General features: G+C 55.9%; 13 protein-coding genes, 4 tRNA genes and 3 rRNA genes. 11 read left to right on the top strand and 9 right to left on the bottom strand.

The features are described from left to right. The first annotated feature begins 57 nt into the window (after window positions 1–57). The 3 genes from AB6Q56_RS01250 (at window position 58) to AB6Q56_RS01240 (ending at window position 1,481) form a co-directional block, all read left to right on the top strand. Entirely contained in the window at window positions 58–642 is a 585-nt protein-coding gene (locus AB6Q56_RS01250; RefSeq protein WP_434515390.1) for a cob(I)yrinic acid a,c-diamide adenosyltransferase, read from the top strand. 45 nt (window positions 643–687) lie between these two features. Next, window positions 688–891, top strand: coding sequence for a hypothetical protein (locus tag AB6Q56_RS01245; RefSeq protein ID WP_434515389.1), 204 nt, complete (start codon window positions 688–690; stop codon window positions 889–891). Window positions 892–962: 71 nt separating this feature from the next. After that, window positions 963–1,481 carry an enoyl-CoA hydratase-related protein gene (locus AB6Q56_RS01240; RefSeq protein ID WP_434515388.1) on the top strand — a complete coding sequence of 173 codons (519 nt, stop codon included), beginning with the start codon at window positions 963–965 and terminating at the stop codon, window positions 1,479–1,481. Between the two features lie 72 nt (window positions 1,482–1,553). On the opposite strand, the gene AB6Q56_RS01235 is transcribed toward AB6Q56_RS01240, so the two are convergent. From AB6Q56_RS01235 to AB6Q56_RS01200, 8 genes are all read right to left on the bottom strand, one after another. Next, window positions 1,554–2,683 (bottom strand): IS3 family transposase gene (locus AB6Q56_RS01235; protein WP_434513533.1). Its coding sequence is split into 2 segments (ribosomal slippage): window positions 1,554–2,434 and window positions 2,434–2,683, totalling 1,131 coding nucleotides; the frame shifts between segments, so codons are not numbered across the junction. 260 nt (window positions 2,684–2,943) lie between these two features. Beyond that, window positions 2,944–3,056, bottom strand: a 5S ribosomal RNA gene (gene rrf / locus AB6Q56_RS01230). A gap of 88 nt (window positions 3,057–3,144) precedes the next feature. Next, window positions 3,145–6,025, bottom strand: a 23S ribosomal RNA gene (locus AB6Q56_RS01225). Window positions 6,026–6,232: 207 nt separating this feature from the next. Then, a tRNA-Ala gene (locus tag AB6Q56_RS01220) sits at window positions 6,233–6,308 on the bottom strand. A 94-nt stretch (window positions 6,309–6,402) separates the two neighbouring features. Next, window positions 6,403–6,479: transfer RNA gene (locus AB6Q56_RS01215), tRNA-Ile, on the bottom strand. A 59-nt stretch (window positions 6,480–6,538) separates the two neighbouring features. Next, window positions 6,539–8,076, bottom strand: a 16S ribosomal RNA gene (locus AB6Q56_RS01210). The 16S, 23S and 5S rRNA genes sit together here with 3 tRNA genes alongside, the layout of an rRNA operon. Window positions 8,077–8,407: 331 nt before the next feature. Continuing rightward, window positions 8,408–8,483 (bottom strand) — tRNA-Met (locus tag AB6Q56_RS01205). Window positions 8,484–8,550: 67 nt separating this feature from the next. Further along, window positions 8,551–9,171 carry a ParA family protein gene (locus AB6Q56_RS01200; RefSeq protein ID WP_434515387.1) on the bottom strand — a complete coding sequence of 207 codons (621 nt, stop codon included), beginning with the start codon at window positions 9,169–9,171 and terminating at the stop codon, window positions 8,551–8,553. A 102-nt stretch (window positions 9,172–9,273) separates the two neighbouring features. On the opposite strand from AB6Q56_RS01200, the gene AB6Q56_RS01195 reads away from it, so the two are divergent. After that, complete coding sequence (locus AB6Q56_RS01195) at window positions 9,274–10,074, top strand: IclR family transcriptional regulator (protein ID WP_434515386.1); 801 nt, start codon at window positions 9,274–9,276, stop codon at window positions 10,072–10,074. A 6-nt stretch (window positions 10,075–10,080) separates the two neighbouring features. Here the strand turns inward: AB6Q56_RS01195 and AB6Q56_RS01190 are convergent. Further along, window positions 10,081–10,154: transfer RNA gene (locus tag AB6Q56_RS01190), tRNA-Thr, on the bottom strand. A gap of 39 nt (window positions 10,155–10,193) precedes the next feature. Between AB6Q56_RS01190 and AB6Q56_RS01185 the strand changes: the two genes are divergently transcribed. The 7 genes from AB6Q56_RS01185 (at window position 10,194) to AB6Q56_RS01155 (ending at window position 17,991) form a co-directional block, all read left to right on the top strand. After that, window positions 10,194–11,966: a diguanylate cyclase gene (locus AB6Q56_RS01185; protein WP_434515385.1), complete on the top strand. Its 1,773-nt coding sequence runs from the start codon at window positions 10,194–10,196 to the stop codon at window positions 11,964–11,966. Between the two features lie 20 nt (window positions 11,967–11,986). Next, complete coding sequence (gene fliB / locus AB6Q56_RS01180) at window positions 11,987–13,240, top strand: flagellin lysine-N-methylase (protein ID WP_434515384.1); 1,254 nt, start codon at window positions 11,987–11,989, stop codon at window positions 13,238–13,240. Between the two features lie 82 nt (window positions 13,241–13,322). After that, entirely contained in the window at window positions 13,323–14,087 is a 765-nt protein-coding gene (rfbF, locus tag AB6Q56_RS01175) for a glucose-1-phosphate cytidylyltransferase (RefSeq protein ID WP_434517111.1), read from the top strand. After that, the gene (gene rfbG / locus AB6Q56_RS01170) at window positions 14,069–15,139 is read left to right on the top strand and encodes a CDP-glucose 4,6-dehydratase (RefSeq protein ID WP_434515383.1); all 1,071 of its coding nucleotides are present in this window, start codon (window positions 14,069–14,071) and stop codon (window positions 15,137–15,139) included. Before rfbF ends, rfbG begins: the two co-directional genes overlap by 19 nt. After that, complete coding sequence (rfbH, locus tag AB6Q56_RS01165) at window positions 15,132–16,529, top strand: lipopolysaccharide biosynthesis protein RfbH (RefSeq protein WP_434515382.1); 1,398 nt, start codon at window positions 15,132–15,134, stop codon at window positions 16,527–16,529. Before rfbG ends, rfbH begins: the two co-directional genes overlap by 8 nt. Further along, the gene (rfbC, locus tag AB6Q56_RS01160) at window positions 16,526–17,095 is read left to right on the top strand and encodes a dTDP-4-dehydrorhamnose 3,5-epimerase (protein ID WP_434515381.1); all 570 of its coding nucleotides are present in this window, start codon (window positions 16,526–16,528) and stop codon (window positions 17,093–17,095) included. The genes rfbH and rfbC overlap by 4 nt, the downstream gene beginning before the upstream one ends. Continuing rightward, complete coding sequence (locus AB6Q56_RS01155; RefSeq protein WP_434515380.1) at window positions 17,095–17,991, top strand: NAD-dependent epimerase/dehydratase family protein; 897 nt, start codon at window positions 17,095–17,097, stop codon at window positions 17,989–17,991. Before rfbC ends, AB6Q56_RS01155 begins: the two co-directional genes overlap by 1 nt. Window positions 17,992–18,052: the final 61 nt, after the last annotated feature.

Here is an 18,052-nt window from a genome sequence, read left to right as displayed (position 1 = left end):
GGAACAGTCTCTTTCACGGCCTGTCAGTATAATCCGCACCATGCAAGGAGAAACATCGTGACTGAGAACAGCAACGTAAACGAGCGCAAAGGGAACCGTCTGTCCAAGATCGTCACCCGCACCGGTGATGCCGGGACGACCGGGTTGGGCGATGGCAGTCGGACAACCAAAGACAGCCTTCGTATTGATGCCATCGGTGAGGTCGATGAACTGAATTCGACCATTGGGCTTCTGCTTTGTGAGGAATTGCCCGATCCCGTCCGTACCGCGCTGCTCGATATCCAGCACGACCTGTTCGATCTGGGTGGCGAGCTTTGCCTCCCCGGCATGGCCATCATGAAAGACGCTCAGGTTGCCCGCCTGGAGGAACTCGCGGAGGTGTTCAATCGGGAACTCCCGATGCTCAAGGAATTCATCCTACCCGGAGGAACCCGACCTGCCGCCATCGCCCACCTTTGCCGCACCGTGTGTCGACGCGCGGAACGCACCATGGTTCGACTACACAGTGCCGAAGCACTTTCGGAAGCAGCACGGCGTTTCATTAACCGCCTCTCCGACCTTCTGTTCATTCTTGGCCGCCTGCTCAACCGCGCTGGTGGACGTGGCGACGTACTCTGGCAGAAAGCTAAGAACGCCGGGTAAACTTACACTCAGGGCTGTACTTTCACATAAACGCCGAGTTGAATCGTGTACCGCGTTGTAACCCGCTACCGCAACGGAACCGAGCGCCCCATCATTGAGCATGGTCCATGGCACCCCTCTCGGCAGCACACCGAATATTGGGCAGAACAATTGCGTCTGGCCGGATATATCGTAGAAATCGACAGCCAGGCAGGCAAAGTGCCGGAGGACAACGCCGATCTGGCCTCTGCACTGGCTAGCATGGCATGATATAGGCACCAGCCAAGGGGCGAAGCGCTTGGCGTATCAACGGGAAACCATCTCCAAGGAGCCAGCACCCGATGAGCCTTCCAGAATTCAATACCCTGACAATCGCGCTCAGCGAGCATATCGCCGACATACGCCTTAATCGCCCTGAGAAGTCGAACGCCCTCAATGCGACGATGTGGCAGGAAATTCGACAGGTCTTTGAATGGGTTGATTGCTCGCCAGATGCGCGCGTCGCCATCCTGAGCGGCGAAGGGAAGAATTTTTGCGCGGGAATCGACCTAGCGATGCTGACCGGAATTCAACAGCAGATCGCCAACCCGGATGGTGCGCGCAGCCGGGAAACCTTGCGCCACATCATCCTCGACCTACAAGCCTGTCTAAGCAGCATCGAACGATGCCGGAAACCTGTCCTGGCGGCAATCCACGGCGCCTGTATCGGTGGTGCGCTAGATCTCGTCACCTGCTGCGACATGCGCTATGTCGCCAGCGATGCCGCGTTTTCAATCAAGGAAATCGACATCGGCATGAGAGCAGGACCCGGCTGTTTGGACAGATTTTCGACGGTGATAAGTGGAGCCCTGCGGGTGTAGCGTTATCCACGGTGACGGTTGCCGAAGGTCCGTTCAGACCGTAGGCGGCCGGCGCGGTGGGTAACGCGGGTTTCATGCGGCGAGGGGTTCCTGCGGCAAGCCGGCGAAGTAAATCATGTCCGGTGTCTTGCCGGCAAATGCCTGATGAGGCCGCCGGCTGTTGTAGAACGTGATGAACTGCCCCAGGCTCGCCTTGGCGTGGGATACGGACTCATAGGCTTTGAGATACACCTCGTCGTACTTGATGGTCCGCCAGAGGCGCTCGACGAAGACGTTATCACGCCAGCAACCCTTGCCGTCCATGCTGATACGAATGCCGTTCGCTTTGAGCTGCCCGGTGAATTCGCTGCTGGTGAACTGGCTGCCCTGGTCGGTGTTGAAGATTTCCGGCGTGCCGTAACGCGTTATCGCTTCCTGCAATGCCTCGAGGCAGAAGTCGGTGGTCAGCGTGTTCGATAAACGCCAGGCCAGAACCCGGCGACTGTACCAATCAACGATGGCGACCAGATAGACGAAGCCTCGGCGCATCGGGATGTAGGTGATGTCGGTCGCCCACACGTGATTGGGCCGCTCGATGCTCAGGTTGCGCAGCAGGTAGGGATAAATCGGGTGGGCCGCATGCCGACGACTGGTGTTCGGCTTGCGATACAAGGCTTCGATGCCCATCTGCCGCATCAGCCGGCGGATCCGCTTGCGGCCGACGGGCTGCCCCTCATTTCTGAGCAGGTCGCGCAGCATCCGGCTTCCGGCGAATGGGAACTCCAGATGCAATTCGTCCATCCGGCGCATCAGCGCCAATTCCTCGGTTGAGGTCGGTTTCGGCGTGTAGTAGGCCGTCGACCGTGCCAACGCCAGAATCTGGCATTGCCGGACCACTGGCAGGTCGTGATTGCGGTCAATCATCTTCTTGCGCTCAGCATGCCCGCCTTGGTGAGCGCCTTTTCTAAAAAATCGTTCTCCAACGTCAGCTGACCAATCTTGGCCTGCATGGTCTGGATGTCCGGTCCTATTTCCTTCGCCGGCTTCTCGCCAAACACAACCGACGAACGTTCCAGCAGTTGCATCTTCCAGTCCGTAATCTGGTTCGGATGCACATCGAATTGCTGCGCCAGTTCAGCCAGCGTCTTGTCGCCCTTCAAGGCAGCGATCGCCACCTTGGCCTTGAATTCCGGCGAGTGATTCCGCCGCTTCCTTCTCGTCATGCTCTTGCTCCTCATTCAAGCCGCTACGCGGCCGTGGGTGAAGCAAGGCTATCACTTATCCTACTGTCCGATTTTCCGGGGCCGGCTCTTCGAGGGCGTTTTGCGCGAGATCTAGTGACGTTTATTGACTCAAGCGCTTCAAAGCAAGTTGTCCTGTGTTCTGGGGGGAGGGGACTTTCTTGATGTTTTTGGAGTAAGCGTTCTAGAAGCTGAAAGCACAAAGCCCCAGACGGCTGACCGGCTGGGGCTTTGAATGGGGAGTCTGGCGTTGACCTACTTTCGCGAGCGGAAGCTCACTATCATTGGCGCGATGCTGTTTCACGGTCCTGTTCGGGATGGGAAGGGGTGGTACCAGCAGGCTATTGACGCCAGACGTAACTTGTAACGCTGCGGTTGCAGCGCAAAACTGGAAGAAGGTGTTGTGATTGTTGGTATGAGTTGTTGTAGAGATCCAAGGTTATAGGATCAAGCCGTACGGGCAATTAGTATCAGTTAGCTTAACGCATTACTGCGCTTCCACACCTGACCTATCAACGTCGTGGTCTTCGACGACCCTTCAAGGAGTTCAAGACTCCGGGATATCTCATCTTAAGGCAAGTTTCACGCTTAGATGCTTTCAGCGTTTATCTCTTCCGAACATAGCTACCCGGCGATACGACTGGCGTCATAACCGGTACACCAGAGGTTCGTCCACTCCGGTCCTCTCGTACTAGGAGCAGCCCCCTTCAAATATCCAGCGCCCACGGCAGATAGGGACCAAACTGTCTCACGACGTTTTAAACCCAGCTCACGTACCTCTTTAAATGGCGAACAGCCATACCCTTGGGACCGGCTACAGCCCCAGGATGAGATGAGCCGACATCGAGGTGCCAAACACCGCCGTCGATATGAACTCTTGGGCGGTATCAGCCTGTTATCCCCAGAGTACCTTTTATCCGTTGAGCGATGGCCCTTCCATACAGAACCACCGGATCACTATGACCTGCTTTCGCACCTGCTCGACTTGTGGGTCTCGCAGTCAAGCACGCTTTTGCCATTGCACTTTATGGGCGATGTCCGACCGCCCTAAGCGTACCTTCGTACTCCTCCGTTACCTTTTGGGAGGAGACCGCCCCAGTCAAACTGCCTACCATGCACGGTCCCCGGTCAGGATTCACTGACCAAGGTTAGAACCTCAAACAAATCAGGGTGGTATTTCAAGGACGACTCCACCGAGACTAGCGTCCCGGTTTCACAGTCTCCCACCTATCCTACACAAACCGGTTCAAAGTCCAATGCAAAGCTGCAGTAAAGGTTCATGGGGTCTTTCCGTCTTGCCGCGGGGAGATTGCATCTTCACAAACATTTCAACTTCGCTGAGTCTCAGGAGGAGACAGTGTGGCCATCGTTACGCCATTCGTGCAGGTCGGAACTTACCCGACAAGGAATTTCGCTACCTTAGGACCGTTATAGTTACGGCCGCCGTTTACTGGGACTTCGATCAAGAGCTTGCACCCCATCACTTAATCTTCCAGCACCGGGCAGGCGTCACACCCTATACGTCCACTTTCGTGTTTGCAGAGTGCTGTGTTTTTATTAAACAGTCGCAGCCACCATTTCACTGCAACCCCATCGGCCTTCGAGAGTAAATCTCTACAACCTACCGGGGCACACCTTCTCCCGAAGTTACGGTGTCAATTTGCCGAGTTCCTTCTCCTGAGTTCTCTCAAGCGCCTTAGAATTTTCATCCTGCCCACCTGTGTCGGTTTGCGGTACGGTCGACTCTAGACTGAAGCTTAGTGGCTTTTCCTGGAAGCTTGGTATCAATCACTTCAGCACCGTAGTGCCTCGTCGTCACGCCTCAGCTTAGCCCCCCGGATTTGCCTAAGGGGCACGCCTACACGCTTAAACCAACTATTCCAACAGTTGGCTGACCTAACCTTCTCCGTCCCCACATCGCATCTAGAATCGGTACAGGAATATTGACCTGTTTCCCATCGACTACGCTTTTCAGCCTCGCCTTAGGGGCCGACTCACCCTACGCCGATGAACGTTGCGTAGGAAACCTTGGGCTTTCGGCGAGGGAGCTTTTCACTCCCTTTATCGCTACTCATGTCAGCATTCGCACTTCTGATATCTCCAGCATCCTTTACAAGACACCTTCACAGACCTACAGAACGCTCCCCTACCATATCTTTCGATATCCGCAGCTTCGGTGCACAGTTTGAGCCCCGTTACATCTTCCGCGCAGGACGACTCGACTAGTGAGCTATTACGCTTTCTTTAAAGGGTGGCTGCTTCTAAGCCAACCTCCTAGCTGTCTATGCCTTCCCACCTCGTTTCCCACTTAACTGTGTCTTGGGGACCTTAGCTGGCGGTCTGGGTTGTTTCCCTCTTGACAATGGACGTTAGCACCCACTGTCTGTCTGCCACACTCGCACTTTCCGGTATTCAGAGTTTGCCATGGTTTGGTAAGTCGCGATGACCCCCTAGCCATAACAGTGCTTTACCCCCGGAAGTGATATGTGACGCACTACCTAAATAGTTTTCGGGGAGAACCAGCTATTTCCGGATTTGTTTAGCCTTTCACCCCTATCCACAGCTCATCCCCTAACTTTTCAACGTTAGTGGGTTCGGACCTCCAGTACCTGTTACGGCACCTTCATCCTGGCCATGGATAGATCATCCGGTTTCGGGTCTACGCCATGCTACTAAACGCCCTTATCAGACTCGCTTTCGCTACGCCTCCCCTATTCGGTTAAGCTCGCAACATAACGTAAGTCGCTGACCCATTATACAAAAGGTACGCAGTCACCCCACAAGGAGGCTCCCACTGTTTGTATGCATGCGGTTTCAGGTTCTATTTCACTCCCCTCCCGGGGTTCTTTTCGCCTTTCCCTCACGGTACTGGTTCACTATCGGTCGATCACGAGTATTTAGCCTTGGAGGATGGTCCCCCCATGTTCAGACAAGGTTTCACGTGCCCCGCCCTACTTTTCGCTAACTTAGTACCACGGATCTGTTTTCAAATACGGGGCTATCACCCACTACGGCCGGACTTTCCATTCCGTTCTCTTAACAGTTCCGCTATCACTAGCAGGCTCTTCCCCGTTCGCTCGCCACTACTTGGGGAATCTCGGTTGATTTCTTTTCCTCCGGCTACTTAGATGTTTCAGTTCACCGGGTTCGCCTCCTGACCCTATGTATTCAGATCAGGATACTCATTGCTGAGTGGGTTTCCCCATTCGGACATCGGGGGATCAAAGCTTCATTGCCAGCTCCCCCCCGCTTTTCGCAGGCTTGCACGTCCTTCATCGCCTGTGATCGCCAAGGCATCCACCACATGCACTTAGTCGCTTGATCCTATAACCTTGTGCTCTCGTTAGAGAGCGGCTACAGGCAACTCATTTGTGCTGTCTCGTACTAGCTGTAATACGAGAACAGATGCAATCACAACGTGTATCAGCAGCTCATCACTGCGATACACAACCTTCTTCCGTTTTGTTAAAGAGCGTAGCAATTTGATTTCTCAAAAGCCAAAGATAAACATCGCTGCTTATCTTTGGGTTTTGGTGGAGGATGACGGGATCGAACCGACGACCCCCTGCTTGCAAAGCAGGTGCTCTCCCAGCTGAGCTAATCCCCCGTAAAGCATGCATTACTTTGTTGCTCGGTCAGTTGCATAGCGCTGCTATGCGGCCTTTCCTTGCGCCTCGTACTGCAAGCTTTCTTGATGACGTTGGTGGGTCTGGTTGGAATCGAACCAACGACCCCCGCCTTATCAAGACGGTGCTCTAACCGACTGAGCTACAGACCCTCGTCTGTTTGCTACTTCTGAACAACCGATAAGTTGTGGGTGCCAGGATGCTTCTCTAGAAAGGAGGTGATCCAGCCGCAGGTTCCCCTACGGCTACCTTGTTACGACTTCACCCCAGTCACGAACCCCGCCGTGGTAAGCGCCCCCCTTGCGGTTAGGCTACCTACTTCTGGCGGAACCCGCTCCCATGGTGTGACGGGCGGTGTGTACAAGACCCGGGAACGTATTCACCGCGACATGCTGATCCGCGATTACTAGCGATTCCGACTTCATGCAGGCGAGTTGCAGCCTGCAATCCGGACTACGATCGGCTTTCTGGGATTGGCTCCACCTCGCGGCTTGGCAACCCTCTGTACCGACCATTGTATGACGTGTGAAGCCCTACCCATAAGGGCCATGAGGACTTGACGTCATCCCCACCTTCCTCCGGTTTGTCACCGGCAGTCTCGTTAAAGTGCCCAACTAAATGATGGCAATTAACGACAAGGGTTGCGCTCGTTGCGGGACTTAACCCAACATCTCACGACACGAGCTGACGACAGCCATGCAGCACCTGTGTTCCAGCTCCCTTTCGGGCACTCCCAAATCTCTCCAGGATTCTGAACATGTCAAGGGTAGGTAAGGTTTTTCGCGTTGCATCGAATTAATCCACATCATCCACCGCTTGTGCGGGTCCCCGTCAATTCCTTTGAGTTTTAACCTTGCGGCCGTACTCCCCAGGCGGTCAACTTCACGCGTTAGCTACGGTACTAAATGGTTTTACCCACCCAACACCTAGTTGACATCGTTTAGGGCGTGGACTACCAGGGTATCTAATCCTGTTTGCTACCCACGCTTTCGTGCATGAGCGTCAGTATCGGCCCAGGGGGCTGCCTTCGCCATCGGTGTTCCTCCACATCTCTACGCATTTCACTGCTACACGTGGAATTCCACCCCCCTCTGCCGTACTCTAGCTTCGCAGTCACAAAGGCAGTTCCCAGGTTGAGCCCGGGGATTTCACCTCTGTCTTACGAAACCGCCTGCGCACGCTTTACGCCCAGTAATTCCGATTAACGCTCGCACCCTACGTATTACCGCGGCTGCTGGCACGTAGTTAGCCGGTGCTTCTTATTCCGGTACCGTCATCCACACAGGGTATTAACCTATGCGATTTCTTCCCGGCCGAAAGAGCTTTACAACCCGAAGGCCTTCTTCACTCACGCGGCATGGCTGGATCAGGGTTGCCCCCATTGTCCAAAATTCCCCACTGCTGCCTCCCGTAGGAGTCTGGACCGTGTCTCAGTTCCAGTGTGGCGGATCATCCTCTCAGACCCGCTACAGATCGTCGCCTTGGTAGGCCTTTACCCCACCAACTAGCTAATCTGATATCGGCCGCTCAATCAGCGCAAGGTCTTGCGATCCCCTGCTTTCCTGCTCACAGAATATGCGGTATTAGCGTAACTTTCGCTACGTTATCCCCCACTGAAAGGTACGTTCCGATACTTTACTCACCCGTTCGCCACTCGCCGGCGGACCGAAGTCCCCGCTGCCGTTCGACTTGCATGTGTAAGGCATGCCGCCAGCGTTCAATCTGAGCCAGGATCAAACTCTTCAGTTCAATCCAACAAACTCGCAAATTCACTGACGGTAGATTTCTCTACCTCGATGGATTGCTCCATCTTTTTTCACCAGTGCGTTTGCCTTAATACTCTTTTGCAACTTGCGTCGCTTCGCATCAAGACACCCACACTTATCGGTTGTCCAATTTGTTAAAGATCAGTGCCGCGCCGTTTCGTTCGATTCGTCAGCAGCAGAGAGGCGAGATTATGAAGCACCCCCCAACTCCAGTCAAGCTACTTCAGAAATTATTTTTCAACAACTTCACAAGCAACTTGACTTTTTCCAACTTCAGAAACAAAACGCTTGGCTTTGCCAAGCGTTCAGTTTTTTGGTTGCGGGGGCAGGACTTGAACCTGCGACCTTCGGGTTATGAGCCCGACGAGCTGCCAACTGCTCCACCCCGCGTCCGTCAGAGGGGCGCATTATCCAGACCCCACCCAAAGCCGTCAACAACTATCTCGCAAAATCGGAGTTATTTTTTTTCAACCCATTGCACAAGCGAAGACCACTGCTCCAAGTCTCGGCGGTTTTTGGCGCGCGGGGGATCGAATACCGTAGCGCCAGCGGCAGCAACGTTGACGTAGTTCTGGGTGTTGCGCACATACGCGACGATGGGGATATCAAAATGCTTCAGAAACTCCTCAAGCATGCTCGCCGCTTTTGTACGCGGATCGACCCGCATGGCGACGATCCCGACTTTTGCACGCACACCACGAATCTCAGCGCGAATGGAGTTAAGAAAGTCTTCGGTGGCCGCCATGTCAAATACCGAAGGCACAAGAGGAACCAGCACCTTGTCAACCGTTTTCAGGTAATCCGATAGCTTGTACCCCTGCAGGCCGGCCGGCGCGTCGACAATGACCCAATCCGCTTCACGCGGCAAACTGAGCGAGATCTGGTTTCCACCGTAATAACCGGTAATAGCAGGCAATACCGGATCACGAAAGGCCATCCAGCGCAGAGAGGATTGCTGGCGATCCAGATCACACAGGGTGGTCTTCTTGCCCTGATTCGCAAAATAGCCTGACAGATTTGTCGCCAGCGTGGTTTTTCCGGCCCCTCCCTTTGGATTTGCAACCAGAACAGCTCGCATGAAACCCTCCCTATATACATGTATTCGTGCCAGCGATTATATTCGCCCCCTCAATCGGGTCATAGATGCATAGAATGTAGCTTTCACACCAGACAATCCACCATGGTTACTAAAGTTGCGACTGATCGCCAGGGCATTCAATCGGTTGAGGTTGGTTTTCGCCTGCTCAAAGTTCTCGCGTCCACGAACCGCCCGATGATGTTACGGGACATCGCCAAAGGGGCGGGCATGCCAGCCGCAAAAGCCCACCGCTACATGGTGAGTTTTCTGCGCATTGGCATCGTCGAGCAGGACTCCAGCAGCGGCCGTTACGATCTGGGTGCCTATGCACTGGAACTTGGGCTGTCCGGGCTGGGACGCCTGGATCCCGTGCGCTTGTCGGGGCCTATTCTCGAAACGCTCTGTGAAGAGATACACGAAACCGTGGCTCTGGCGGTCTGGGGAACGCATGGCGCGACCATTGTTCGCATCGCCGACGCAGGAGGTCCGATCACTATCACCCTGAGAGCCGGCACCACTTTGCCACTATGCAAGTCGGCAACGGGCAGAGCTTTCGCAACTTTCTACCGCTCGCCTTATTTGAAGAAGCTGCTTGATGACGAACTCAAAGAGATTGCCGCGTCGAGCAATACTGCTGTGACCACCGTACGTCGCCAGCTGGAAAAAACCCTCTCGGAAATCCGCGAGCATGGTATCGCCCGCGCAACCGGCAGTTTGACACCGGGCATCAACGGTTTTAGCGCCCCCGTCTACGATCACACCGGGAATATGGTCGCCGCAATTACTTCGCTGGGAGCCATCGGAGAATTCGACGTCGAGTGGGAAAGTGCAACAGCAAAAGCAATGATTGCTGCGGCAAAGGCCTTGTCGCATCGCTTAGGCCATGGCGGAATCGCCGAATAATGCCGCTGGTGCCCCCGAACGGAATCGAACCGCTACCTGATGATTACAAATCAACTGCACGACCTTCATGCTACGGGGGCCCGTTGCGATGGGCCGCAATTATAGCCTGATCATCGAATATGAGCACACTGACGAATCCATTCGAGATTGCCCGAGAAACGCTGCGACTGTTGGCAGCCCGACGGATTGCGCCCACACCGGACAATTACCTGACCCTTTATCATGAAATTTCCGGAACCAAGGCAACGGCCCCCGGATTTCCCGAGACACAGCTCAGGGCACTTGCCACAGCACTCCCCAGAATCTCTCCAGACCAGCTTCGCCTGGCCAGACAACTCGACGACGCGGTCAAGGCTGCCAATTGGGATGCCTACAAAGGACATCTCGTCGAGTTCGTGACGGCACTTTCGAGCAGCCAGAAATTAGCCTGGTCCGAACTTATCGCCGACCTACTGCGTCAGTGGGATGCCAAGCACCAGGGGCTCACATCCGCACGCAAGCGCGAATCGCTCGAACACGTCCTTGCGGGCAGCGGAGCCAATCCGGAAACCTTGTTCAACCGCCTGCAGGGATTGCTTAAATCATGGGGGCAGGGACGCGAGCAGGAAAAAACCGAGACGAGCGCTGAAATACCCGTTGAAGGCGGCTCGCCCCCACCGACAGGGGCGACTGCCCCCGCTCAGGTCGAAGACCTGCTACCTGAACTGCGCGAGCTATTCGCGTTTACACTCGAAACGGCGATTGCCACGCAACTTCTTGAAACCCCTGCCTTATCGGTTGACGCCAAAGCGCTGGCTCAGGATATCCGCACAGCCGACACGGCCAGCCAGCTTGCCGAGTTTCTGACACGCCTGAAGCGTTTTGCCTTCAAGCTGGAACTGCTGGCCGAAGACCAAACCGAACTGCGCCAAAGCCTGCTCAGCCTCCTCAGGTTGCTGGTCGAGAACATTACAGAGCTCACGCTCGAAGATCATTGGCTGCACGGACAAGTCGAAGTCGTCAGGGAAATCATCAGCAAGCCGCTTTCGCAACGTGCGCTGGATGATGCCGAAAGGCGCCTGAAAGAGGTTCTGTTCAAGCAGAGCCAGCTCAAAGCCAGCCTGTTCGAGGCCAAGGAAGCGATCAAGCAGATGCTGGCGGGTTTTGTCGACCATCTTGCCGATTTTGCCGAGGTGACATCCGACTACCACGACAAGATCGAAGGCTATGCCGGGAAAATCAGTTCAGCCAAAGACATCACGGAACTGGGCGGCGTCCTCGACGAGGTGATGCGCGAAACGCGCGCCGTTCAGATCAATGCCCAGCGCTCGCGCGACGAATTGCGCTCCACTCAAGAGAAGGTCAAGGAATCCGAGGCACGCATCAAGGAGCTCGAACAGGAACTCGAGGCCACCAGCGATCTGGTGCGTCACGACCAACTTACCGGCGCACTCAATCGGCGCGGCCTGGAGGACATTTTTGCCAAGGAATCGGCGCGTGCCAAACGCCACGAAACCCAACTGTGCATCGCCCTCCTGGACATCGACAACTTCAAGAAGCTAAATGACAGTTTGGGACACGATGCAGGGGACAAGGCTTTGATCCACTTGGCCAACGTCTGTCGCGAAACCCTGCGCCCCCAGGATACCGTCGCACGTTATGGCGGCGAGGAATTCATCATCCTGCTCCCTGATACCCGTCTCGACGAAGCAGTTACAGCCCTGACCCGCCTGCAGCGGGAACTGACCAAAAAATTTTTCCTGAGTGGCAACGAAAAAGTGCTCATCACCTTCAGCGCGGGCGTAACACCGCTACATCCCGACGACGAACAGCACAGCGTGATCAAACGGGCCGACGAAGCCATGTATCAAGCCAAGCAGACAGGAAAAAACCGGGTGGTTGCAGCAAATTAAACAACTTCTATCGCTACGAAATGACAGCTCCCGACACCCCCATCGCTCTCTGCCCCGACCACTACCCGCACTTCCAATGCACCGGCTCCCGATGTGAAGACTCTTGCTGCATCGGTTGGCGCGTCCATCTGGACAAGAAAACTTACCATTATTACAAGCAGAACCAGCACAAAGCATTGCGCAAACTGTTCGAACTGTCGGTCAAACGCAGTGAAACGAAAGGGGATGACAAGCACTTTGGCGTCATTTCAATGAGCGAACAAGGGCGCTGCGCTTTTTTGGACCAAGATAATCTTTGCCTGATTCAAAAGAACCTCGGCCACCAGGCACTCAGCAAGGTTTGCGCAACTTTTCCCCGGAGAGCAAATCAGCTAGGAATCCAGGTGGAGTATTCCCTGTCAATTTCGTGCCCGGAAGCAGCTCGGCTGATTCTTCTGAATCAACAACCGATGGTCTTTGTGCAAACCGGCATCGATACCTCTCTCGATAACATTTCCTCTCTTGCCGGTGCTCTGAATAACGATACAGCCCTGATGCAGTTGAACGATCTACGTGCGTTGGTTATCGGAATATTGCAGTGCCGTAATTTGACAATCGATGCGCGACTGATCTTGATCGGACTATTGCTCGAAGATTTTCAGTCCGCACTTCAAGCCCCCCCGGCATCTGCGGGACAGCTTCAGGAAGAAGTACTCCAGCGCTTTGTCGCGCTGCTGGGTAGCCCGGAAGCCCTGCAAAAGGAAATAGATCAAATCAATCCCAATCTGGTGTTGAAAATGGCTTTGGTTACAGCCGTCATCGGCAACATCCCGACCTCGGCTCACAATAACCGCTTCCGTAACCTGCTAACCGAAGCCGCGGAAGGGCTGGCCTTCAAGGATATGAACCCGTCCTCCGACCGCGAAAGGATTGCTTGCCACACGGAAGCGCACCTGCGCTACTACGCGCCGTTTTTCGATCAGCACGCCTACATTCTGGAAAACTATCTGGTGCATTACGTTTTTCACTCGCTGTTTCCGTTTGCCAGACAAACCTTGCTGACCCAATACCAAGAACTGATCTGCAACTACCTTGCAATCACCACCCTACTGGAAGGCCAGGCAAGCTTTCACAAGGGGATGACCGAAGAACTTGCAGTTACTACGATTCAGTCCTATTCACGATTCGCCGGACACTACACTCACTTCAAGGAAACGATCTCCCGGGTCATCGAAGAACAAGGACTGGACGACATGCGTCAACTTTTCATGTTGTTGGCACGCGAAAAAAGCTGACCACGGCTCTGAACAGTTCCGCCCGCAGCGCTATCCCCGCGTACGCCCGACGCATTTGAAACGGAGACAGAAATTGAAAGCAGTGATTCTGGCAGGTGGCTTGGGAACACGGATTTCAGAAGAAACGCACCTGAAACCCAAGCCAATGATCGAGATCGGCGGCAAGCCGATCCTTTGGCATATCTTAAAAATGTACTCCCATCATGGAATCAACGATTTCATCATCTGCTGCGGCTACAAGGGATACGTTGTCAAGGAATACTTTGCCAACTATTTCCTGCACATGTCCGATGTCACATTCGACCTGAAAAACAACCTGATGGAGGTGCATGAGCGTCACTCGGAACCCTGGCGTGTCACCTTGGTCGATACGGGGGAACATACGGCAACCGGGGGACGCCTCAAGCGTATTGCCAAGTTCCTCAATGCCGGAGAACCCTTCTGTTTCACTTACGGCGACGGCGTATCCAATGTGGACATCTCATCACTCATCAGTTTTCACCGGAACAGCGGGAAATTGGCGACCGTAACAGCCGTCCAACCGCCGGGGCGCTACGGTGCGCTGGAAATTGGCGAAAGCGGTGTTACCGAATTCATCGAGAAGCCGCAGGGCGACGGTGGTTGGATCAACGGGGGATTTTTCGTTCTGCAACCGGATGTGCTTCAGTACGTTGCAGATGATTCGACCATGTGGGAGCGTGAGCCGTTGACGGCGTTGGCCGACTCCGGACAGTTGGCCGCCTACCAACACCGTGGTTTCTGGCAGGCGATGGACACGCTCAGGGATAAGATCCACCTGGAGTCGCTTTGGGAAAACGGTGCCGCCCCATGGAAGGCCTGGCCTTAAATATGGACGCCTACGCTGGCCGCCGTACACTAATCACCGGCCACACAGGGTTTAAGGGAAGCTGGCTCAGTCATTGGCTGCTGCGCTTGGGCGCCAGTGTTCATGGCATTGCTCTCCCGCCAGAGGGCAACCCCAATCTTTTCGACGAACTGTGCCTGGCTAAGCGCATGGACCACCGGCTTGGCGATGTACGCGACCGTGCGTTCATCAACCAAGTGATCGGTAGCGTCAAGCCTGAAATCGTTTTTCACCTTGCCGCGCAAGCCTTGGTCCGGCGTGGCTATCGGGAACCAGTCGAAACCTTTGGCACCAACGTCATGGGGACCGCCCATGTGCTGGAGGCCTGCCGGGCGACACCATCGGTGCGCGCAGTAGTGGTTGTCACCTCGGACAAATGCTACGCACCAGACAACGATCACCCAGGCTATCGGGAAAGCGATCCGCTCGGGGGCCTGGATCCTTACAGTGCAAGTAAAGCCTGCCAAGAATGGGTGGCCCAGTCCTGGCAGGCCAGCTTTGGCGCCTGTAGCGATGCACCGCTGATTGCCACCGTCAGAGCCGGCAATGTTATCGGCGGCGGCGACTGGGCTGAAGACAGGCTGGTTCCCGATCTCGTGCGTGCTGTGCACGCTGGTCTGACGGCAAATATCCGCAACCCGTCGGCGATCCGTCCATGGCAACACGTGCTGGAGCCGCTCTCTGGCTACTTGTCAGTCGGCGCGCGCCTTCTGGCCGGAGACCGCGATGTCGCCCGCGCCTGGAACTTTGGTCCCGACGACAACTCGATGCGCCCGGTCGCCGATCTGTGCGCAGAGTTGAAGCACGAACTGGGTGGTATCTGGTCGCCTTCGGCCGGGGCGCACCCGCACGAAACTGCTTGCCTGCGACTCAACAGCCAGGCTGCCCGCGAACTACTCGGTTGGCAGCCGCGCTGGGATTTTGCGGAAACGCTCCGGATCACCGGTTCCTGGTATCGCCGACATGCTGATGGCGCCTCTGCGATCGATCTTTGCAACGAACAACTCAATCAGTATGAATCACCCCATGGATAAGAACGACGGCAGGGATGCCATTCGACTGGCGATCAGCCGCTACCTGGCCGACAACGAGACTGCCGACCAATTCATTCCAGGAACAACGCCAATCCCCCCATCCGGCAAGGTCGTTGGCGAGCCGGAAATCCAGGCCATGGTGGAGGCCTCGCTGGATGCTTGGCTGACCACCGGGCGATTCAATGCCGAATTCGAAGCACGACTGGCGAACTATCTGGAGACAGGACGATGCATCACCGTCAACTCCGGATCGTCGGCCAATCTCGTCGCGATCTCCAGTCTTTTTGCTGCTCAGCTTGGGCAACATGCACTACAAGCTGGCGATGAAATCATCACCGTCGCCGCCGGCTTCCCGACGACAGTCAATCCACTGATCCAAAACGGGGGCATCCCGGTCTTTGCCGACGTTTCACTCGACACCTGCAACATCGATACGTCTCAGCTACATGCCGCACTGTCGCCGAAGACCCGCGCCATCGTGTTGGCGCACACCTTGGGCAACCCATTCGATCTCGCCTCCGTCATCCGTTTCTGCATCGAGCACAATCTCTATCTCGTCGAGGACTGCTGCGATGCGCTTGGCGCCCGATACACCCTGCCAAACGAACTGTCGGCCTGGCATGCGCGCTCACCCACCGATGCCGACCCAAGCAAATGGACGCGGGGAACCCCGGCAGCTACCCGCAAGGTTGGCAGTTTCGGACACATCGCGACGCTCTCCTTTTACCCCGCACATCACATCACCATGGGGGAAGGAGGCGCTGTTTTTTCGCGACACCCGGAATTGATGCGCATCGCTGAGTCGATACGCGACTGGGGTCGCGACTGCTGGTGCGCCCCCGGTCGCGATAACACCTGCGGCAAGCGCTTCTGCTCACAGCACGGGCAGATGCCCTATGGCTACGACCACAAGTACATCTACGCCAACCTCGGCTACAACCTGAAAATCACCGACATGCAGGCGGCTTGTGCCTTGGCTCAGCTTGATCGACTACCTGGCTTCATCGCGCAGCGGCAACACAACTTTGCCTACCTTCATGCCCGTTTGCTGCCGCTTGCCGAACATCTCCAACTCGCCTCGCCAACCCCGGGAAGCGAACCTTCGTGGTTCGGCTTCCCGATGACCCTGCGCGATGCCGGGGATGGCACACGACTCGAGTTATTGCGCTACCTGGACCAATACCGAATCGGTACACGCCTGCTGTTTGCTGGCAACCTGACACGACAACCCTATTTTGCCGACCGAGCCTTCCGCACCGCCGGCGACCTGATCAATACCGATCGTGCCGCCGAGAACACTTTCTGGGTAGGCGTCTGGCCAGGCCTCGGTGAGGCTCATCTGGACTACGTGGCAACGAAGATAGAAAACTATTTCGGAGTCGGGTTTTGAGCCAACTCGAATTCTCATTCCGGCAAACCGCCTTACCCGGCTGTATCGAGATATCGCCCCCCTGCCACGACGACCTACGTGGTCGTTTCGTCAAAATCATGCAGCACACGGTATTCGACCGCTTGGGACTACCCGTGGATTTCCCTGAAGTCTTCTACTCGATATCGCACCGGGATGTTATCCGAGGCCTGCATTTCCAGACCCCCCCCGCCGACCAGGGAAAACTCGTCTACTGTACGAATGGCAAGATACTTGACGCTGTCGTCGACCTGCGTGCTGGTTCCCCGGTTTACGGCCGACACATCTTGCTCGAACTCGATGCAATGCGCGCCAACATGCTCTACATCCCGCCCGGAATCGCTCACGGATTCCGCACTCTGAGCGAATCGGCGACGGTGGTTTACCACGTCAGCAGCGAATACGCCCCTGAATGCGACAGGGGAATCCGCTGGGACTCCGCTGGCATCGACTGGGGAATCAACACCCCCACCCTGTCGGTCCGTGACAAGCAACACCCCCCGTTGTCAGACTTCGACACCCCTTTCCACTACGGGGCGCAGTGCTGATGCGTATCCTGGTTACCGGCGCCAGCGGCTATCTCGCCCGACATCTGATCCCCGCCCTGCTCGATGCGGGGCACTTGGTTGCCTGCCTGACGAGAGACCCCGCTGCACTCCCCAAAAACTGGACAAATCTGCCAACCGGCATTGCCGACCGCTCAGGCCACGGCATCAGATCACTCTGCGCCACCTTCAAACCTGACGTTGTCGTTCACCTGGCCGCCGGCTATAAGGCCGAACATTGCTTCGATGATATTGCCGGACTGATCGACGCCAATATCCTGCTCAGCACCCATCTCATGGAAGCCATGCATGAAGCCGGCTGCCATTCCCTGGTCTGGGCCGGCACAGCCTGGCAGCACTACGAAGGAGCGGATTACCGCCCGGTTAACCTTTATGCTGCCATGAAGCAGGCTGTTTCGACACTGGCGGAGTACTACCTCGATAAGGCAGGACTGCGCCTGCTCGAGTTGCACCTATACGACAGCTATGGCGAAGACGACCCGCGCCAGCGCCTGCTCAACCAGCTTCAGGCCAGCGTCGCCTCAGAGCGAGCGCTCGCACTGTCCCCCGGCGAACAGCGCCTGCACTTGGTCCATGTGGACGATCTGGCTCAAGGCTTTCTCATGGCTTGCACGCAAATAGCGAAACAGCCAGCTGGCACACGTCGTATTTTCCGCCTCCCATCGGCATCGGCCGTGACCATCAGGGAACTCGTCGCGCTCTTCGATGCCGCAGACCCAGCCCGTCCCGCCCACGTAAACTGGTCAGCCCGCCCCTACCGGCAACGCGAGGTATTTACACCATGGGAATCCGGGGAAATTCTCCCCGGCTGGCGACCGTCAATTGACTTGGCGAGCGGACTCCGGCGCCTTAGACTGCAGCAGGCAGGAAACCGGTAACTTGAAGGGCCGCGCGATATCCCGCAGCCCTCGGTGAACCTCCTCGCCATCCGCTTGTCTC

Source organism: Dechloromonas sp. ARDL1, from assembly GCF_051122455.1.
Lineage (GTDB): Bacteria > Pseudomonadota > Gammaproteobacteria > Burkholderiales > Rhodocyclaceae > Azonexus.
The sequence above is the reverse complement of the archived record's forward strand: the minus strand, read 5'-3'. Positions and strand labels throughout refer to the sequence as shown.

Bases quoted from the DNA above. Each gene is read 5' to 3' on its own strand.
- AB6Q56_RS01240 (WP_434515388.1), top strand. From the start codon at position 963: ATGAGCCTTCCAGAATTCAATACCCTGACAATCGCGCTCAGCGAGCAT.
- AB6Q56_RS01200 (WP_434515387.1), bottom strand. From the start codon at position 9,171: ATGCGAGCTGTTCTGGTTGCAAATCCAAAGGGAGGGGCCGGAAAAACC.
- AB6Q56_RS01195 (WP_434515386.1), top strand. From the start codon at position 9,274: ATGGTTACTAAAGTTGCGACTGATCGCCAGGGCATTCAATCGGTTGAG.
- AB6Q56_RS01185 (WP_434515385.1), top strand. From the start codon at position 10,194: ATGAGCACACTGACGAATCCATTCGAGATTGCCCGAGAAACGCTGCGA.
- fliB (WP_434515384.1), top strand. From the start codon at position 11,987: ATGACAGCTCCCGACACCCCCATCGCTCTCTGCCCCGACCACTACCCG.
- rfbG (WP_434515383.1), top strand. From the start codon at position 14,069: ATGGAAGGCCTGGCCTTAAATATGGACGCCTACGCTGGCCGCCGTACA.
- rfbH (WP_434515382.1), top strand. From the start codon at position 15,132: ATGGATAAGAACGACGGCAGGGATGCCATTCGACTGGCGATCAGCCGC.
- AB6Q56_RS01155 (WP_434515380.1), top strand. From the start codon at position 17,095: ATGCGTATCCTGGTTACCGGCGCCAGCGGCTATCTCGCCCGACATCTG.